Origin of the sequence: Microbacterium deminutum, assembly GCF_039530205.1 — a bacterium.
GTDB lineage: Bacteria > Actinomycetota > Actinomycetes > Actinomycetales > Microbacteriaceae > Microbacterium > Microbacterium deminutum.
On record NZ_BAAAOG010000001.1, the window covers coordinates 1,056,616 to 1,075,744 of the forward strand.

Sequence of the window (19,129 nt, forward strand, 5' to 3'; positions counted from 1 at the left end):
GGTCCGAACGCCCCAGACGAATCGGACCGCGCACCAAGCCGGAGCGAGCGACTCTGCGGAATGCCGGACTTGCGCATCGCGCATTCCGCATCCCCCGGATGACGGTGAGGTGTGGCGGCCGTTCCCCAACGGCCGCCACCTCACCGAGTTGGAGGCGGTACGCAGCGCGCCGCCTGACGGCGACATGCGACGAGCGGGTGGCGCGAAGATCCGGCGTCGCGCAATCGCGGCCCCGAGCCATCGCTTCACCTCCCCAGGAACCCACTCGCGCGGATCCGCCTCCATCGGGTTGCCTATGACGCTATCCGGAGGTCCTCAAGCGAACCTCAGGTCAGCCTCAGGAGGGACCAAGTTCCGGCGGCGCACGCACCGCGGCATCCATCCCGTCCGGGGCGTGGCATCCTCGTTGCATGCCCCTCGTTGCACTCACCGGCGGCATCGCCTCGGGCAAGTCCACCATCGCACGACGACTCGCCGAGCATGGCGCCGTCGTAGTGGATGCCGATCGGATCGTCCGCGACGTCCAGCAGCCGGGCTCGCCCGTGCTGACGGCGATCGCGGCGGAGTTCGGCGAGCGGATGCTGCTGCCGGACGGATCGCTCGACCGCGCAGCGCTGGGTGGCGCCGTGTTCGGCGATCCCGAGGCTGTCGGCCGGCTGAACGCCATCGTGCACCCCGCGGTGCGCGCGGAATCAGCGCGGCGGTTCGGGGCTGCGTTCGCAGCCGACCCGGGCGCCGTGGTCGTGTACGACGTGCCGCTGCTGGTCGAAGCCCGTGTCGACGACCCGTGGCAGCTCATCGTGGTGGCTCACGCGCCCGCGGATGTCCGCCGGCAGCGGCTCGTGGGCCTGCGCGGGATGACGGGGGCGGAGGCCGCGGCACGCCTCGCCTCCCAGGTGCCGGATGAGGCCCGGCTGGCCGTGGCGGATGTCGTCATCGACACGACCGGTTCGCTCGCGGACACCGAGCGTCAGGTCGACGCTCTGTGGGAGTCGCTGGGCGACCGCATCGCGCAGCGCGCCGGCCGCTGACCGCCCAGGCAGTGGCCGTGAGCGAACACCGCCCCCGTGTCGGCGGCCCCGCCTACCCTGGATAGGTGCAGACCACTCGCTCCGTACGCCCCTTCGAAGTCGTCAGCGAATACCAGCCGTCGGGCGACCAGCCGCAGGCGATCGCCGAGCTCGCCGCCCGCATCAACGCGGGTGAGACGGATGTCGTCCTGCTCGGCGCCACCGGAACCGGCAAGTCCGCGACCACCGCATGGCTCATCGAGCAGGTGCAGCGTCCGACGCTCGTGCTCGCCCACAACAAGACGCTGGCCGCCCAGCTGGCGAACGAGTTCCGCGAGCTCATGCCGCACAACGCGGTCGAGTACTTCGTGAGCTACTACGACTACTACCAGCCCGAGGCCTACGTGCCGCAGACGGACACCTTCATCGAGAAGGACTCGTCGATCAACGCCGAGGTCGAGCGGCTGCGGCACTCGACCACCAACTCCCTGCTCAGTCGCCGCGATGTCATCGTGGTGAGCTCTGTCTCGTGCATCTACGGCCTCGGCGCACCTGAGGAGTACCTGCGGGCGATGGTCGCGCTGCAGGTGGGTGAGGTCTACGACCGGGATGCGCTCATCCGCAAGTTCATCGCGATGCAGTACAACCGCAACGACGTCGACTTCTCACGCGGCAACTTCCGGGTACGCGGCGACACGATCGAGATCATCCCGATCTACGAGGAGTACGCCATCCGCATCGAGCTGTTCGGCGACGAGATCGAGGCGCTGTACATGCTCCATCCGCTCACCGGCGATGTCGTGCAGCGGCTCGATTCCGTGCCCATCTTCCCGGCATCCCATTACGTCGCCGGCACCGAGACCGTCCAGCGCGCCATCGGCACCATCGAGGAAGAGCTCGAGGAGCGGCTGAAAGAGCTGGAGTCGCAGAACAAGCTCCTGGAGGCGCAGCGCCTGCGCATGCGGACGTCGTTCGACCTCGAGATGCTCCAGCAGCTCGGCTTCTGCTCGGGCATCGAGAACTACTCGCGACACCTCGACGGGCGGGCTCCGGGCGAGGCTCCGCACACGCTGCTCGACTTCTTCCCCGACGACTTCCTCATGGTGATCGACGAGTCGCACGTGACGGTTCCGCAGATCGGCGCGATGTACGAAGGGGACGCCTCGCGCAAGCGCACCCTCGTCGAGCACGGGTTCCGGCTGCCGAGTGCGCTCGACAACCGGCCGTTGCGCTGGGACGAGTTCAAGAACCGCGTCGGCCAGACCGTGTACCTCTCGGCGACGCCCGGTCGGTATGAGATGGGCATCGCCGACGGCGTGGTCGAGCAGATCATCCGCCCGACAGGTCTCATCGACCCGCAGATCGTCGTGAAGCCGTCGAAGGGCCAGATCGACGACCTGCTGGAAGAGATCCGGGTCCGAGCCGAGCGCAACGAGCGCGTCCTCGTCACGACACTCACCAAGAAGATGGCCGAGGAGCTCACCGACTTCCTCGGCGAGCACGGCGTGCGCGTGCGCTACCTGCACTCGGATGTCGACACCCTCCGTCGCGTGGAGCTCCTCAGCGAGCTGCGCCAGGGCGTCTATGACGTCCTGGTGGGCATCAATCTGCTGCGCGAGGGTCTCGACCTTCCCGAGGTATCGCTGGTGTCGATCCTGGATGCCGACAAGGAGGGCTTCCTCCGCAGCGGCACCTCGCTCATCCAGACCATCGGCCGCGCAGCGCGCAACGTCTCGGGCGAAGTGCACATGTACGCCGACACGGTCACCGACTCGATGCGCAACGCGATCTACGAGACCGATCGCCGTCGCGAGAAGCAGGTCGCCTACAACCTCGCGAACGGCATCGACCCGACCCCGCTGCGCAAGAAGATCGCGGACATCACCGACGTGCTCGCGCGCGAGGCATCCGACACGAACGCGATGCTCTCCCGCAAGGACTCGGCGAGGCTGAAGTCGGGCAAGGGCAAGTCGCCCACCCCGCAGCTGCGGCGGGAGGGCATCGCGGCCGAGGGTGCGGATCAGCTGGAGGCGACGATCGTCGATCTCAGCAGCCAGATGCTGGCGGCGGCCGGCGAGCTGAAGTTCGAGCTCGCCGCACGCCTGCGCGACGAGGTGCAGGACCTGAAGAGGGACCTTCGCGCCATGGAGCGCGCCGGCCACGCCTGAGCACGCCTTCCCCGAAGCGCGGCAAAGCCGAGCGTCGGCAGGACGAGCGCGGGGGCGATTTACGGGCAGTGCATGAGGGGCCTCGGCCCCGAGCGATCGAACGAGTGCTCCGTCATGGCGCGACCGCAGAGCGGGCAAGCGCGCTCTGCGCGCTGGGCGCTCGACGGCGCGGGAGTGATCTCGTACGGACCGACGGCTGCAGGACCTGCCAGACGGATGAGCTTCATGTTGAGCCACGCGTACCAGCCTCCCGCCGCGTGCACTCGGTCGCGCAGGGGGAGTGGGGCTGGGGTGTCGGCATCCATTCGTCGCATGATCATTAGTGTACTAACTATTCGCGCACGATAGAATCGCGGGCATGGAGCGATCGGAAGACCTGCTGAAGCTCGAGAACCAGCTGTGCTTCGCGGTGGTGACGGCGGCGCGCAACGTCGTGTCCATCTATCGGCCCGTGCTCGAGCCCCTGGGGCTCACGCATCCGCAGTACCTCGTCATGCTCGCGCTGTGGGAGCGCGCACCGCGGTCGCTCGGCGAACTCGCCGAGGAGCTTGCGATGGAGCCTGCGACTCTGTCGCCGATCGTGAAGCGGCTCGAGGGCCAGGGGCGGGTGAGCCGTCGACGCCGTGCTGCCGATGAGCGGATGCTGGACATCGAGCTGACGGCGACCGGCCGCGCACTTCGAGAAGACGCGCTCGATGTGCCTCGGCAGATTCTGGCGCGCACCGGAATGGACGTCTCAGAGGTCGCCGCCCTGCGCGACGCACTCGTCCGATTCGCCGGCAGCGGGGTCGCGTCACGCACCCGATGACCCCAGCGAACGCCTGAAGACCCGGATGCCGCGGAGCCCCGTGTTTCGCGGCATCCGGCCTTCCGTCCGTCGGCTTCGCGGCGGGCGAACATCCGTCGGAGGGATGCGGACACCCGGCCCCGCCGAGTGTCGGAGCCCGCACCTAGACTTGACGGGTGCCCATCGTCCCCGTCGCCGCGCCCGGAAACACCAGTGGAAAGCTCAGCGTCCGGGGAGCCCGCGTCCACAATCTCAAGAACGTCGATCTCGACATCCCGCGCGATTCGCTCGTCGTGTTCACCGGCCTCTCGGGCTCCGGGAAGTCCTCGCTGGCGTTCGATACCATCTTCGCCGAGGGCCAGCGCCGGTACGTCGAGTCGCTGAGCGCCTACGCGCGACAGTTCCTCGGCCAGGTCGACCGGCCGGATGTCGACTTCATCGAGGGCCTCAGCCCCGCGGTGTCGATCGACCAGAAGTCGACGAACCGCAACCCCCGGTCGACGGTCGGCACGATCACCGAGATCCACGACTACATGCGCCTGCTGTGGGCGCGAATCGGCGTGCCGCACTGCCCGGAGTGCGGCGAGGTCATCCAGCGCCAGACCGTGCAGCAGATCGCCGATCAGCTCATGGAGCTGCCCGAGCGGACCCGGTACCAGATCGTCGCTCCGGTCGTCACGCAGAAGAAGGGCGAGTTCGTCGACCTCTTCAAAGAGCTCGGTGCCAAGGGCTACGCCCGCGCGATCGTCGACGGCGAGATGATCCAGCTCGCCGAGCCGCCGGTCCTCAAGAAGACCTACAAGCACGACATCGGCGTCGTGGTCGACCGTCTCGTCGCGAGCACCGACATCCTGAGCCGCGTCACCGACTCGGTCGAGACGGCCCTCGGGCTCGCGGGCGGCGTCGTGCAGGTCAACTTCGTGGACGAAGACGGGGATGCCGCCTGGCAGTCGTTCTCCGAGAAGCTCGCGTGCCCGAACGGCCATCCGCTGCAGCTGACCGAGATCGAGCCGCGCACGTTCTCGTTCAACGCTCCATTCGGGGCCTGTCCGACCTGCTCGGGCCTGGGCACCCGGATGTCGGTCGACGTCGACCTCATGCTGGGCGACGACGAGCTGTCGATCCGCGAGGGCGTGCTGATCCCGTGGACGACCCAGGGCAAGGGGCTGTTCCAGTACTACGAGCGCCTGCTCGAGGGGCTCGCGGCCGATCTGAACTTCTCACTCGACACCCCGTGGCGCGATCTCCGGGTCGACGTGCAGGATGCCGTCCTGCGCGGCGAGAACTACAAGGTGACGGTTCGCTGGAAGAACCGCTACGGCCGCGAGATGCGGTACACCTCGGGCTTCGAGGGCGTCGTGCCGTACATCGAGCGTCAGTACGTGCAGGCCGAGTCCGACACGCAGCGCCAGCGCTGGTCGGAGTACCTGCGCGAGGTGCCGTGCCTGGTGTGCAAGGGCGACCGCCTCAAGCCCGAGGTGCTCGCGGTGCTCGTCCACGGGCATTCGATCGCGGATGCCTCGCGCCTGAGTCTCGGCGACGCGCAGGAGTACTTCGCCCAGCTGCAGCTGACCCCGCGCGAGGCGAAGATCGCGGCGCAGGTGCTGCGCGAGATCCGGGTCAGGCTGGACTTCCTTCTGCAGGTCGGATTGAACTACCTGAGCCTGTCGCGCTCGGCCGGCTCCCTCTCCGGCGGAGAGGCGCAGCGCATCCGGCTGGCGACCCAGATCGGTTCGGGCCTCACCGGCGTGCTGTACGTGCTCGACGAGCCGTCGATCGGACTGCACCAGCGCGACAACCGCCGGCTCATCGAGACGCTCCTGACCCTGCGCGACCTCGGCAACACGCTCATCGTGGTCGAGCACGACGAAGAGACGATCCATTCGGCCGACTGGGTCGTCGACATCGGTCCCGGCGCCGGCGAGAACGGCGGCGAGGTGGTGCACTCCGGACCGTACGCGCAGCTGCTGGCCGAGAAGGCCTCGCTGACCGGCGACTATCTGGCAGGCCGGCGCGCGATCGCGACGCCGAAGAAGCGCCGGCGCATCGACAAGCAGCGTCAGATCGTCGTCGAGGGCGCCCGCGAGAACAACCTGCAGAACGTCACCGTGCAGTTCCCTCTCGGCGTCATGACGGCCGTGACGGGAGTCAGCGGCTCGGGCAAGTCCTCGCTGGTGAACGGCATCCTGTACGAGGTCCTGGCGATGCGGCTGAACGGCGCCCGGCGGGTCGCGGGCAAGCACACGCGTGTGACCGGTCTCGACAACCTCGACAAGGTGGTCCACGTCGATCAGGCGCCCATCGGGCGGACGCCGCGCTCGAACCCGGCGACCTACACCGGCGTGTTCGACCGCATCCGCAATCTCTTCAGCGAGACACCCGAGGCCAAGGCGCGGGGCTACCAGCCCGGACGCTTCAGCTTCAACGTGAAGGGCGGCCGCTGCGAGGCGTGCGCAGGAGACGGCACCATCAAGATCGAGATGAACTTCCTCCCCGACGTCTACGTCGACTGCGAGGTCTGCCACGGCAAGCGGTACAACCGCGACACCCTCGCCGTGCACTACAAGGGCAAGAACATCGCCGAGGTCCTCGAGATGTCGATCGAGGATGCCGCGGACTTCTTCGAGCCCATCCAGGCGATCCACCGCTACCTGCGCACGCTCGTGGACGTGGGACTCGGGTACGTCCGGCTCGGCCAGTCGGCCACCACGCTCTCAGGCGGCGAGGCGCAGCGCGTCAAGCTCGCGACGGAGCTCCAGCGTCGCAGCAACGGCCGGAGCATCTACGTGCTCGACGAGCCCACCACGGGACTTCACTTCGAGGACGTGCGGCATCTGCTCGAGGTGCTGAACGGGCTCGTGGACAAGGGCAACACGGTGATCGTGATCGAGCACAACCTCGACGTGATCAAGTCGTCGGACTGGATCATCGACCTGGGGCCCGAAGGCGGATCGGGCGGAGGCCGGGTCATCGCGACCGGCACCCCTGAGCAGGTCGCGCGCGTCGAGGGCAGCCACACCGGCGCCTTCCTCGCGGAGGTGCTGCATCATCGCCCGGTCGCCGCGCTCGTCGATGCACGCAAGGCCGGCTGAGCCGGCGCGCTGAGCAGGCATGGCCGATCAGCTCTCCTACCGGCCGAAGCCGGGCGAGATCCCCACCAACCCGGGCGTCTACCGGTTCCGCGACTCTCAGGGCCGTGTCCTGTACGTCGGCAAGGCCAAGAACCTCCGCGCGCGCCTGTCGAACTACTTCGCGCCGCTGCGGAACCTGCATGAGCGCACCCGGCGCATGGTCACAACCGCGGCATCCGTCGAATGGACCGTGGTCGCGACCGACGTGGACTCGCTCCAGCTCGAGTACATGTGGATCAAGGAGTTCGACCCGCCGTTCAACGTGCGCTACAAGGACGACAAGTCCTACCCGTTCATGGCCATCACCCTCGCGGACGAGGCTCCGCGCGTCATCGTGACGCGCAACCGGCGGATCCCGGGCGCGAAGTACTTCGGCCCGTATCCGAAGGTCTGGGCCGTCCACGACACCATCGACCTGATGATCAAGGTGTTCCCCATCCGCACCTGCAGCGACGCCAGCTACAAGAAGGCGATGGCCACGGGGCGCCCGTGCTTCCCGGGCCAGATCGGCCGTTGCGGCGGCCCGTGTTCGATGAAGGTGTCGATCGAGGAGCACCGGGCGATCGTCGACGACTTCATCGCGTTCATGTCCGGCGGTGATCAGCGGTTCACGAAAGAGCTCACGGCGCGGATGCGGGAGGCCTCGGCCGCGATGGACTACGAGGCGGCGGCGATCTACCGCGATCGCCTGCAGTCCATCGACGCCGTGCTCAGCCGCAGTGCGCTGGTGCTCGCAGCCGACACCGATGCCGACCTCTTCGGCATCGCCGAGGACGAGCTCGCAGCGACGGTGCAGCATTTCGTGATCCGCGGCGGTCGAGTGCGCGGGGTACGCGCCACGACGATCGAGAAGGAGCTCGACATCACCGGCGGCGATCTCGTCGACCAGGTGCTGCAGCGGACGTACGGGGATGCCGCGCCCGCCGACATCCCGCGCCAGGTCCTGGTTCCGGCGCTGCCCGAAGACTCCGACGAGCTGGAGCAGTGGCTGCGCGACAAGCGCGAGCGCCCGGTGTCGATCCAGGTCGCCCGGCGGGGACGCAAGGCCGAACTGATGAAGACCGCGAGCCTGAACGCCCAGCAGGCGCTCATCCTGCACAAGACCCGGCGCACCAGCGACTACGTCGCTCGGTCGCAGGCGCTCACGGACCTCCAGGAGGCCCTGGGGCTGGCGGAGGCGCCGCTGCGCATCGAGTGCTACGACGTGTCGCATCTGAGCGGGACGAACGTCGTCGCGTCGATGGTGGTGTTCGAGGACGGCCTGCCGCGCAAGGACCAGTACCGCTCGTTCGGGGTGCCCGAGACGACCGACGACACCGATTCGCTCTACCAGGTGCTGACGCGGCGGCTGGCGTATGTCGACCGCGGCGACGCCGAGGACGCGGCGCAGGCCGAAGCCGATTCGGCGGTCGTCGATCCGGATGCCGAGGTCGTGACGACGCGCAAGCGCCCGCGCTTCGCGTATCGGCCTCAGCTGCTGGTCGTCGACGGGGGCAAGCCCCAGGTCGAGGCGGCCGCCCGCGCGCTGGCGGATGCCGGGCACGAGGAGATCGCGCTCTGCGGCATCGCGAAACGTCTGGAGGAGGTGTGGTTGCCCGGGGAGGAGTACCCCGTGATCCTGCCGCGCACCTCCGAGGCGCTGTACCTGCTGCAGCGGCTGCGCGATGAGGCGCATCGGTTCGCCATCACGCACCAGCGCAGACGCCGTCGTGGCAGCATCCAGAGCGTGCTGGCCGAGGTTCCGGGGCTCGGCGATGCCCGGATCAAGGCGCTGCTGCGCCACTTCGGCTCGGTCGCCGCTCTGAAGCGAGCCACGCCCGAGGAGATCGAGGAGCTGCCGGGAGTGGGGCCGAAGCTGGCCGCCGCGATTCACGCGCACTTGTCGAGTGGATAGGCTGATCCCGACGACGGGGGTGGTCATGACCGACGTGGAGCCCGGACAGACGGGCGAGGTGATGGTCGTCACCGGGATGTCCGGCGCCGGCCGGTCGACGGCCGCCAACGCCCTCGAAGATCTCGGCTGGTACGTCGTCGACAACCTTCCGCCGCAGATGCTCCGCCCGCTGCTCGATCTCACCGAGCTTGCCGCGGAGGCGCTGCCCCGGGTGGCGGTGGTCGTGGACGTCCGTGGTCGCGATCTGTTCGCCGATCTGCCGGAGGCCATCCGGGCGCTGCGCGAGGGACGCCAGATCCGGGTGATGTTCCTGGATGCCGCAGACGACGTGCTCGTCCGGCGATTCGAGGCGGTGCGCCGGCCCCATCCGCTGCAGGGCGACGGCACGATCCTCGACGGCATCCTGCTGGAGCGCGACCGGCTGGCACCCCTGCGCGAGACCGCCGACGTCATCATCGACACGTCGCGGTACAACATCCACCAGCTAGCGACGCAGGTGGCCGAGCTGTTCGCGGATGCGGCCGTCGCCCGCCACACAGTGACGCTCCTCAGCTTCGGATTCAAGTACGGGCTGCCCCCGGATGCCGATCTGGTCGCCGACATGAGGTTCCTGCCGAATCCGTTCTGGAACGAGGAGCTGCGTTCGCTCACCGGCGAGGACGACGCGGTGCGGGACTACGTTCTGGAGCAGGAGGGTGCACGGGAGTTCGTCGACGCCTACGCGGCGGCGCTGCATCCGGTCTTCGAGGGGTACCAGCGCGAGAACAAGCGGCACTCCGTCGTGGCGATCGGCTGCACCGGCGGCAAGCACCGCTCGGTGGTGATGGTGCGCGAACTGGCGGAGCGGCTCGCCGACGAGCCGGGTGTGGCGGTGCGGATCAAGCATCGGGATCTCGGCCGCGAATAGCGCGACGCCCCGAGTAGGCTTGACCCTCGTTCCGAACCGACGAATGAGGAGACCCGTGTCGCTGACCGCTGACGTGAAGGCCGAGCTCACCGCGGTGCGCGACCCGCACCCGACGGCCCGGGTGGCCGAGCTCACCTCCCTGCTGCGGTTCTCGGGCGGTCTGCACTCGATCGCCAATCGTGTGGCCGTGGAAGCGGAATTGGATTCCGACGTCCTCGCGCGCCGCGTCGCGCGCGACCTCGTCGAGATCTACGGCGTCCGCCCCGAACTCGTCCACGTCCAGGGCTCGGGAGCCCGCAACGGCAGCCACTTCGCCGTCCGGGTGATCGAAGGCGGCGAGACGCTCGCGAGGCAGACGGGTCTGCTCGACCAGCGCCGCCGGCCCGTGCGCGGATTGCCGAACAAGCTCACCACGGGATCCCGCAGCGATCTCGCCGCGATCTGGCGCGGCGCGTTCCTCGCCGCCGGCACCCTGAGCGAACCGGGCCGATCGGCGGCCCTCGAGATCACCTGCCCCGCGTCGGAGGCGGCGATGGCGCTCGTCGGCGCGGCGCACCGGCTCGGCATCCCGGCGAAGGCCCGAGAGGTCCGCGGCGTGCCCCGCGTCGTCGTCCGTGAGGGCGAGGCGATCCGCACCGCCCTCGCCCAGATGGGCGCGGAGCGGGCCGCCGCCGAGTGGGATCAGCTCCGCCAGCGCCGCGAGGTGCGTGCCGGAGTCAACCGGCTCGTGAACTTCGACGACGCCAACCTCCGCCGGTCGGCGCAGGCCGCCGTGGCCGCCTGCGCACGCGTGGAGCGCGCACTCGAGATCCTTGCGGACGAGGTGCCCGACCACCTTCGCGAGGCGGGCGAGCTGCGCCTCGCGCATCGCGACGCGAGCCTCGACGAACTCGGCCACCACGCCGATCCGCCGTTGACGAAGGATGCCGTCGCCGGCCGCATCCGTCGGCTGCTGGCGATGGCCGACAAGAAGGCCGAGACCGAGGGTCTTCCCGGCACCGAGTCGGCCGTTCCGGCCGGCATCGACGACTGAGGTCCTCCTGGCCGCTGGCCGATGCGCTTCCGGATACTGCCGCCTGCGGCACCCGTCCTCCCTCACCCGGCCGCCGGATCAGGCGATCCTTCGAGATCAGGACGTTGGACGCCGAGAACGTCCTGCGGCCGCCGGATCGCCTGATTTCGAACGGCTGCGGACGGGATGCCGGTCGCCCGCGTGAACGGGCGCCTAACGGCATGTCACACAGGGAAGCAACCCCCTCGCGGCGCTGTTGCCGCTCACTAGGATGAAATCGTCACCCCTCGCTGTCGCCGGGGAGCCTCGGCGCAGCGCCGATAGGAAGAAGAGAACATGGCGAGCTACACGTTGCCCGACCTCCCCTACGACTACGCCGCACTCGAGCCGCACATCAGCGGCAAGATCATGCAGCTTCACCACGACAAGCACCACCAGGCGTATGTGACCGGCGCGAACACCGCGCTCGAGCAGCTGGCCGAGGCGCGCGATACAGGCAACCTCGCGAACGTCAACAAGCTCGAGAAGGATCTCGCGTTCAACCTAGGCGGGCACGTGAACCACTCGATCTTCTGGACCAACCTGTCGCCGGACGGCGGCGGCCAGCCCGAGGGAGAGCTCGCAGCCGCCATCGACGAGTTCTTCGGCGGCTTCGAGAAGTTCCAGGCGCACTTCACCGCTGCGGCCACCGGCATCCAGGGATCGGGCTGGGCCGTGCTCAGCTGGGACCCGATCGGAGAGCAGCTCCTCATCCAGCAGCTGTTCGACCAGCAGTCCAACACGGCGCAGGGCACCATCCCCGTATTCCAGCTCGACATGTGGGAGCACGCGTTCTACCTCGACTACCTCAACGTCAAGGCGGACTACGTCAAGGCCGTCTGGAACATCGCGAACTGGTCGAACGTCCAGGACCGCCTCGCGGTCGCCCGTGAGAAGACCTCGGGCCTGCTGGTACTGTCATAGCAAGCGTGGGCGTCCCGGCGGGATGGCCCGCCGGGACGCCGTTGTCCACCGTCTGAAAGCAATGAACCGCGCAATCGCGCACGACACATCTCAGGAGTATTTCCGTGGCTGTCAAGATCGGAATCAACGGCTTCGGCCGCATCGGACGCAACTATCTCCGCGCGGCTCTCGCGCAGGGGTCGGATCTCGAACTCGTGGCGGTGAACGACCTCACCGACAACAAGGCCCTCGCTCACCTGCTGAAGTACGACTCGGTCGGCGGCCCGCTGTCGCACGAGGTGACGTATGACGGTGACTCCATCACGGTCGGTGGACACACCTTCAAGGTGTTCGAAGAGCGCGACCCGGCCAACCTCCCCTGGGGCGACCTGGGCGTCGACATCGTGATCGAGTCGACCGGCCGCTTCACGAAGGCCGACGACGCCCGGAAGCATATCGCCGGCGGTGCCAAGAAGGTCCTCATCTCGGCTCCTGCCACCGGCGACGACGCGACGATCGTCATGGGTGTGAACGAGGAGACCTATAACCCCGAGACCGACGTGATCATCTCGAACGCGTCCTGCACGACGAACTGTCTCGCTCCTCTCGCGAAGGTCTTCAACGACGCATTCGGCATCGAGCGCGGCTTCATGATGACCGCTCACGCCTACACCGCGGACCAGAACCTGCAGGACGGTCCGCACAGCGACCTCCGTCGTGCGCGCGCCGCCGCCATCAACATCGTGCCCGCCTCAACGGGTGCCGCGAAGGCCATCGGCCACGTGCTGCCCGAACTGGCAGGCAAGCTGAGCGGCTCGTCCTACCGGGTCCCCGTGCCCACCGGTTCCATCGTCGACCTGACGATCATCACGCCCACCGAGGGCCTCACGATCGAGCAGGTCAACGCGGCCTACAAGGCCGCGGCGGCTGACGGGCGTCTCGCGGGCTACCTGGAGTACACCGACGAGCCGATCGTCTCGAGCGACATCCAGCTCAACCCGCATTCGGCCATCTTCGACTCGGACCTCACGAACGTCAGTGGCAACCTCGTCAAGGTGTCGGCCTGGTACGACAACGAGTGGGGCTACTCCAACCGTCTGGTCGACCTCACCGAATACGTGGCCGAGCGCCTCTAGGCGTCCACCATGGCTCTGCGCACCCTCGATTCGCTGGGTTCGCTCGCAGGCAAGCGCGTCATCGTCCGCTGTGATCTCAACGTCCCCCTGAAGGACGGCGCGATCACGGACGACGGCCGTGTGCGAGCATCCCTGCCCACGCTCAACGCCCTCATCAACCAGGGCGCACGCGTCATCGTCTGCTCGCACCTGGGACGTCCGGACGGCGCGCCCGACCCGAAGTACAGCCTGGCGCCGGTCGCGCAGCGGCTGTCGGAGCTGCTCGGCAAGCCCGTGGCGTTCGCGCTCGACACCGTGGGCGAGTCGGCCCACGATGCCGTCGCGGCCCTTGAGGACGGCGACATCGCGGTCATCGAGAATCTTCGCTTCAATGCCGGCGAGACGGCGAAGGATGACGGCGAGCGGGGTGCGTTCGCCGCGCAGCTCGCCGAGCTCGGCGATGCGCTGGTCTCGGACGGCTTCGGTGTCGTGCACCGCAAGCAGGCGAGCGTCTACGATCTCGCCGAGATCCTGCCGTCGGCGGCCGGGTTCCTCATCGAGAAGGAGGTCGAGGTTCTCGACCGGCTCACCGAGAATCCGGAACGCCCTTACACGGTCGTGCTCGGCGGATCCAAGGTGAGCGACAAGCTGGGCGTCATCCAGCATCTGCTTCCGCGGGTCGACCGCCTGCTCGTCGGCGGCGGAATGATGTTCACGTTCCTGGCGGCGGAAGGGCACAAGGTCGGCTCGAGCCTTCTCGAGCAGGACCAGCTCGAGACCGTGAAGGGCTACATCGCGACGGCGAAGGAGCGGGGCATCGAGCTCGTGCTCCCGGTCGACGCGGTGGTCGCGGCGTCGTTCTCCGCGGATGCCGAGCACGTCGTCGCCCCGGCGACGGCGATCGAGGACACAGCGTTCGGGGCATCCGGTCTGGGGCTTGACATCGGGCCCGACACGGCGGAGCAGTTCGCCGCCGTCATCCGGGACTCCAAGACGGTGTTCTGGAACGGCCCCATGGGCGTGTTCGAGATGGCCGCGTTCGCCGCCGGCACCAAGACCGTCGCCAAGGCGCTGACCGAGGTGGACGGCCTGAGCGTGGTGGGCGGCGGCGACTCGGCCGCCGCAGTGCGTCAGCTCGGCTTCGCGGATGACGAGTTCGGCCACATCTCCACAGGTGGCGGCGCCAGCCTCGAGTTCCTCGAGGGCAAGAAGCTTCCCGGACTGGAGGTCCTCGGATGGCAGTGACCAGAACGCCGTTCATCGCAGGCAACTGGAAGATGAATCTCGACCACCTGCAGGCGATCGCATTCGTGCAGAAGCTGCACTGGACGCTCAAGGATGCCAAGCACGGCGACGACTCGGTCGAAGTCGGGGTCTTCCCGCCCTTCACCGATCTGCGCACGGTGCAGACGCTGCTCGACGCCGACAAGATCCCGTTCGCGCTCGGCGCGCAGGATCTGTCGACGAAGGACTCCGGCGCCTACACCGGCGAGATCTCCGGTGCGTTCCTGTCGAAGCTCACCTGCAAGTACGTCATCATCGGCCACTCCGAGCGCCGCGAGTACCACGACGAGACCGACGAGGTGGTGGCCGCGAAGGTGCAGGCGGCTCTGCGCCACGGCCTCGTGCCGGTGATCTGCGTCGGCGAGACGGCCGAGGATCTCGAGAAGTTCGGCGCCAGTGCCGTCCCCGTCGGTCAGCTCGAGGTGGCGCTGGCAGGCGTGCCCGCCGGCGCGGACATCGTCGTCGCCTACGAACCGGTCTGGGCCATCGGCTCGGGCCAGGCCGCCACGCCGGACCAGGCCCAAGAGGTCTGCGCCAAGCTGCGAGACGTGATCGCCGACAAGCTCGGGCCGGATGCCGCGGCCGCGACTCGCGTGCTGTACGGCGGGTCGGTCAAGGCGGCGAACATCGCGAGCTTCATGCGCGAGCCCGACGTCGACGGCGCTCTGGTGGGCGGTGCGAGCCTCGTCGTGGACGAGTTCTCGGCGATCGTCCGTTTCCAGAAGCACGTCGGAGTCTGACGCCGGCGGCATCGCGCATCCACGCGCCGAGGCGAAAGGCGAAGACGAAACGCCTCAACACGTATACTTGGACTTTGTGCGATCGGCGGAAGATCGCCTCGAAAGGCTTGAACGACTGTGCAAATCCTCGAGTTCGTCCTGCAGGTGCTCCTCGGAATCACGAGTCTGCTGCTGACCCTCCTCATCCTGCTCCACAAGGGGCGCGGCGGAGGACTGTCCGACATGTTCGGCGGCGGCATGACCTCGGCCCTCGGCTCGTCCGGTCTTGCTGAGCGCAACCTCAACCGCTTCACGATCGTCCTGGCGCTGGCCTGGTTCGTCTCGATCGTGGCGCTCGGCCTCATCACCAAGTTCCAGGGCATCTGATGGCGACCGGGGGCAACGCCATCCGCGGCACCCGCGTCGGTGCGGGACCCATGGGTGAGCAGGACCACGGCTTCCACGCCGATCGTGTCGCCATCTCGTACTGGGATGCTCTCGGCAATGAGACCGTCCGCTACTTCGCCGCCGGGATCCCCGAAGAGGAGATCCCCGACACGATCGACTCGCCGCACTCGGGTCTGCCGGCCGGACGCGACAAAGAGAACCCGCCGGCGCTGGCCAAGACCGAGCCGTACAAGACGCATCTCGCGTACGTGAAGGAGCGTCGCACCGAAGAAGAGGCCGAAGCTCTCCTCGATGACGCACTGCAGCAGCTCAAGGAGCGCCGCGGGCAGGAGTGACCGTCACGGTCGATGCTCAAGCAACCTCCCGGTGGGTTCGGGCGGTCAGTACTCCCCGTCGATGAGCTCGGGCGGAACCTGGGCCGCGGCGGCGCCGTCGACGAAGAACACGGTGCGCTTCCGCCCCTTCGCTCCCGCCGCCGGCACGCTCGCGTAGCTCGCGCCCGCTAGTGCCAGGCCGAGCGCCGAGGCCTTGTCGGCTCCGGTGAGCACCATCCACACCCGCTGCGAGCTGTTGATCACCGGCCGCGTCATGCTGACCCGGTCGGGCGGCGGCTTGGGGGAGTCGCGCACGGCGACCGTGGCGCGGTCCGTGATCAGGATCTCGGGACGATCCGGGAACAGCGACGCGATGTGCGCGTCGGGGCCGACTCCCAGGAAGCATACGTCGAAGGACGGCCAAGGCTCGCCGTCCGTGCCGAACCGCGCGAGCTCGTCCGCGTAGCGCGCGGCCGCGGCATCCAGGTCGATGCCTTCATCGCTCGCGGCGACGGCGTGGATGTTGGCCTCGGGGATGTCGAGGGCATCGAGCAGCGCCGCTCTGGCCTGGCCCTCATTCCGATCGGCATGGGCGCGGGGGACGAATCGCTCGTCGCTCCACCAGAAGTGCACGCGAGTCCAGTCGATCCGGTCGCGGCGTGCGCTGCGCGAGGCCGCCTGGAGCACAGCGGCTCCCATCGACCCACCGGTGAGCGAGACGTGGGCGATCCTGTCGTCATCGACCCGCTTGCTCATGCGACCCAGGAACCGCGTCGCGACCGAGTCGGCGAGCGCGTCGGCGTCGGCGCTGATGACCACGCGCTTCTCTGCCCAGGCCTCAACGTGCGTGCCGCTCATGCGTCTCTCGTCCCGCTCATGCGTGCCGGCCGGTGTCTCCCGTATCGTTGGGAGGCCCAAGCAGTTCCCAGCCCTCCGTGATGACTCGACCATACAGGACGTCCGGATCGAGGCGACGGAGCTCCTCGGCCAGACATTCCCGCAGTGTCCGGCGTGGGAAAGCCAGCTCGTGGACGGGCTGCCCAGGCTGGGTCAATACGGCGATCCCGGAATCCGGACGCTCGAGCCTGATCTCGCCGCTCTCGCGGATCAGGGTCACGGACTTGATCCCGTGCGGCCATTCCTCGGGGTCGAGGTACGCCCAGTCGACCGGGACATCCAGTGCGAGCCTCAGCCAGGCCGCCAGAAGTGCCGTCGACGGTGAGTCGGAGGCCCCCCGCACGTGCACGGCAGAAATCGACTCGTACGGCGGCTGGTCGAGGATCGCGGCGAGCTGCTCGCGCCACCGGGTCAGCCGGGTCCAGGCCAGGTCCGTGTCGCCCGGGGCGTAGCTGCCGCCGAGCGATGCCACCCACGCCGACGGGTCGCTCTTGGTCGCGGCATCCGTGATGCGCCGCTGCGCGATCTTGCCGATGGATGTCTGCGACGGCACGTCCGGGGTCTTGTTCGGCCACCAGACGACCACCGGCGCATCGGGAAGCAGTAGCCCCGTGACGAGGCTCTCGAGGTTCGAGCTGCCGGCCTCGCCGTGGATGTGGAGCGTGATGACCTCGCTGGCGCCGGCGTCGCCGCCCACGCGGATCTGCGCGTCGAGGCGCGACTCCGCCTCGTCGCCGTTGCCGATCATGAGCACGATGACGCGCATCGGATGCTCGCGGGATGCGTCGTTGGCGGCCTCGATGACCTCTTCCAGCGCACCCTGACGCGTGAGGATGACGAGGGTGAGCACGCGGCCGAGGGCGACCGCGCCGCCCTCCTCGCGCACGCTGACGAGTGCACGGGTGATCTTGCTCACGGTGGTGTCGGGCAGGTCGACGATCACGGGCGCCTCCAGGTGCGGCCATCGCGGGCGAGCATCTCGGCAGAGGACGCCGGTCCCCACGAGCCGGGCGAATACTGTTCCAGCGGACCCCCCTGCTCGGCCCAGAACCGCTCGATGGGGTCGAGGATCTTCCACGACAGCTCGACCTCCTCGTGGCGGGGGAAGAGCGGCGGGTCGCCAAGCAGCACATCGAGGATGAGTCGTTCGTATGCCTCGGGGCTCGCCTCGGTGAAAGCGTGTCCGTAGCCGAAGTCCATCGTCACGTCGCGCACCTGCGCTCCGGCGCCCGGCACCTTCGAGCCGAAGCGGATCGTCACTCCCTCGTCGGGCTGCACGCGGATCACCAGGGCGTTCTGGCCCTGGCCCAGCGTCTGGCTCCGTGAGAACAGCAGCTCGGGAGCGCGTTTGAACACGACGGCGATCTCGGTGACGCGGCGGCCGAGCCGCTTGCCGGTCCGGAGATAGAAAGGCACACCCGCCCATCGCCGGGTGTTCACCTCGAGGGTGATGGCCGCATACGTCTCAGTCGAGGAGTGCCGGTTCATCCCCTCTTCCTCGAGGAATCCGAGCACCTTCTCGCCGCCCTGCCAGCCCCCTGCGTACTGTCCGCGCGCGGTCGAGCGGGCGAGGTCCTTGGGCAGCGTGACGGCCGCGAGCACCTTCTCCTTCTCGGCACGCAGCTCCTTCGCGTCGAACGAGATGGGCTCCTCCATGGCGGTGAGCGCCATGAGCTGAAGCAGATGGTTCTGGATCACGTCGCGCGCGGCGCCGATTCCGTCGTAGTAGCCGGCCCGGCCGCCCACGCCGATGTCCTCAGCCATGGTGATCTGGATGTGGTCGACGTAGTTGCGGTTCCAGATCGGCTCGTACAGCTCGTTGGCGAACCGCAGCGCCAGGATGTTCTGGACCGTCTCCTTGCCGAGGTAGTGATCGATGCGGAAGATCGAGTCCGTCGGGAACGCCGATCGCAGCGCATCGTTGAGGGACTGGGCCGAGGCCAGATCGTGTCCGAACGGCTTCTCGATGACGACCCGGCGCCAGCGGTCGGGCTGGTCGGCGGTGTCGTCGACGAGTCCGGATGCCTTCAGCTGCTCTGCGACGAGCGGGAAATCCTTGGGGGGGATGGAGAGGTAGTAGGCGTGGTTGCCCATGGTGCCGCGGTCGACATCCAGGCGCTCCACCGTCTCGCGCAGCCGCCGGAAGGCGCCTGCGTCGTCGAATTCGCCCGACACGAAGCGGATGCCCTGGAGCAGCTGCTGCCAGGTCTCCTCCCGATACTCCGTCCGCGCGTACTGCTTCACGGCATCGTGGACGACCTCGGCGAAATCCTGGTCCTCCCAGTCGCGTCGAGCGAAGCCGACGAGCGCGAATCCGGGAGGCAGCAGCCCGCGGTTGGCGAGATCGTACACAGCCGGCATGAGCTTCTTGCGGGAAAGATCGCCGGTCACACCGAAGATGACGAGCGCGCTCGGCCCGGCGATGCGGTTGAGCCGGCCATCCTCCGGGTCGCGCAGCGGGTTGCGCCCGCGGGTGATCTCGATGCCTTTCCGCTGCGCCGAGCCGCTCGATCCCGGGATCTCGATGGGCATGTGGTGGTA

Annotated in this window: 17 protein-coding genes; 13 read left to right on the forward strand and 4 right to left on the reverse strand. The window is 68.3% G+C overall.

From position 1 onward, the window contains the following. The first annotated feature begins 410 nt into the window (after positions 1-410). Positions 411-1,031 carry a dephospho-CoA kinase gene (coaE, locus tag ABD212_RS04775; RefSeq protein WP_344091726.1) on the forward strand — a complete coding sequence of 207 codons (621 nt, stop codon included), beginning with the start codon at positions 411-413 and terminating at the stop codon, positions 1,029-1,031. A 65-nt stretch (positions 1,032-1,096) separates the two neighbouring features. Further along, complete coding sequence (gene uvrB / locus ABD212_RS04780) at positions 1,097-3,178, forward strand: excinuclease ABC subunit UvrB (protein WP_344091728.1); 2,082 nt, start codon at positions 1,097-1,099, stop codon at positions 3,176-3,178. A gap of 59 nt (positions 3,179-3,237) precedes the next feature. On the opposite strand, the gene ABD212_RS04785 is transcribed toward uvrB, so the two are convergent. Continuing rightward, entirely contained in the window at positions 3,238-3,498 is a 261-nt protein-coding gene (locus tag ABD212_RS04785) for a hypothetical protein (RefSeq protein ID WP_425561231.1), read from the reverse strand. A 38-nt stretch (positions 3,499-3,536) separates the two neighbouring features. On the opposite strand from ABD212_RS04785, the gene ABD212_RS04790 reads away from it, so the two are divergent. The 11 genes from ABD212_RS04790 to ABD212_RS04840 all read left to right on the forward strand — a co-directional run bounded on the left by ABD212_RS04790 (position 3,537) and on the right by ABD212_RS04840 (position 15,712). Then, positions 3,537-3,986, forward strand: coding sequence for a MarR family winged helix-turn-helix transcriptional regulator (locus ABD212_RS04790; RefSeq protein WP_344091733.1), 450 nt, complete (start codon positions 3,537-3,539; stop codon positions 3,984-3,986). A gap of 155 nt (positions 3,987-4,141) precedes the next feature. Further along, positions 4,142-7,057, forward strand: a complete 2,916-nt coding sequence (uvrA, locus tag ABD212_RS04795; RefSeq protein WP_344091736.1) for an excinuclease ABC subunit UvrA — start codon at positions 4,142-4,144, stop codon at positions 7,055-7,057. 19 nt (positions 7,058-7,076) lie between these two features. Beyond that, complete coding sequence (gene uvrC, locus ABD212_RS04800) at positions 7,077-8,990, forward strand: excinuclease ABC subunit UvrC (protein WP_344091739.1); 1,914 nt, start codon at positions 7,077-7,079, stop codon at positions 8,988-8,990. A gap of 25 nt (positions 8,991-9,015) precedes the next feature. Next, entirely contained in the window at positions 9,016-9,897 is an 882-nt protein-coding gene (rapZ, locus tag ABD212_RS04805) for an RNase adapter RapZ (RefSeq protein WP_344091742.1), read from the forward strand. Between the two features lie 55 nt (positions 9,898-9,952). Further along, complete coding sequence (gene whiA, locus ABD212_RS04810; protein ID WP_344091744.1) at positions 9,953-10,930, forward strand: DNA-binding protein WhiA; 978 nt, start codon at positions 9,953-9,955, stop codon at positions 10,928-10,930. A gap of 315 nt (positions 10,931-11,245) precedes the next feature. Further along, positions 11,246-11,872 carry a superoxide dismutase gene (locus tag ABD212_RS04815; RefSeq protein ID WP_344091747.1) on the forward strand — a complete coding sequence of 209 codons (627 nt, stop codon included), beginning with the start codon at positions 11,246-11,248 and terminating at the stop codon, positions 11,870-11,872. Positions 11,873-11,976: 104 nt separating this feature from the next. Continuing rightward, the gene (gap, locus tag ABD212_RS04820) at positions 11,977-12,987 is read left to right on the forward strand and encodes a type I glyceraldehyde-3-phosphate dehydrogenase (RefSeq protein WP_344091749.1); all 1,011 of its coding nucleotides are present in this window, start codon (positions 11,977-11,979) and stop codon (positions 12,985-12,987) included. Between the two features lie 9 nt (positions 12,988-12,996). Continuing rightward, complete coding sequence (locus ABD212_RS04825) at positions 12,997-14,211, forward strand: phosphoglycerate kinase (RefSeq protein WP_344091751.1); 1,215 nt, start codon at positions 12,997-12,999, stop codon at positions 14,209-14,211. Next, a complete protein-coding gene (gene tpiA / locus ABD212_RS04830; RefSeq protein WP_344091753.1) occupies positions 14,202-14,990 on the forward strand; it encodes a triose-phosphate isomerase in 789 nt (262 codons plus the stop codon). The genes ABD212_RS04825 and tpiA overlap by 10 nt, the downstream gene beginning before the upstream one ends. A 117-nt stretch (positions 14,991-15,107) precedes the next feature. Continuing rightward, a complete protein-coding gene (gene secG / locus ABD212_RS04835) occupies positions 15,108-15,356 on the forward strand; it encodes a preprotein translocase subunit SecG (RefSeq protein WP_344091755.1) in 249 nt (82 codons plus the stop codon). Next, entirely contained in the window at positions 15,356-15,712 is a 357-nt protein-coding gene (locus ABD212_RS04840) for an RNA polymerase-binding protein RbpA (RefSeq protein WP_344091757.1), read from the forward strand. Before secG ends, ABD212_RS04840 begins: the two co-directional genes overlap by 1 nt. 45 nt (positions 15,713-15,757) lie before the next feature. Here ABD212_RS04840 and pgl read toward each other — a convergent pair whose 3' ends face one another. The 3 genes from pgl to zwf are packed head-to-tail and all read right to left on the reverse strand — an operon-like array spanning position 15,758 to position 19,120. Then, a complete protein-coding gene (gene pgl / locus ABD212_RS04845; protein WP_344091759.1) occupies positions 15,758-16,549 on the reverse strand; it encodes a 6-phosphogluconolactonase in 792 nt (263 codons plus the stop codon). A gap of 16 nt (positions 16,550-16,565) precedes the next feature. Further along, entirely contained in the window at positions 16,566-17,531 is a 966-nt protein-coding gene (locus tag ABD212_RS04850) for a glucose-6-phosphate dehydrogenase assembly protein OpcA (protein ID WP_344091761.1), read from the reverse strand. Further along, complete coding sequence (gene zwf / locus ABD212_RS04855; RefSeq protein ID WP_344091763.1) at positions 17,528-19,120, reverse strand: glucose-6-phosphate dehydrogenase; 1,593 nt, start codon at positions 19,118-19,120, stop codon at positions 17,528-17,530. Before zwf ends, ABD212_RS04850 begins: the two co-directional genes overlap by 4 nt. Positions 19,121-19,129 lie beyond the last annotated feature (9 nt).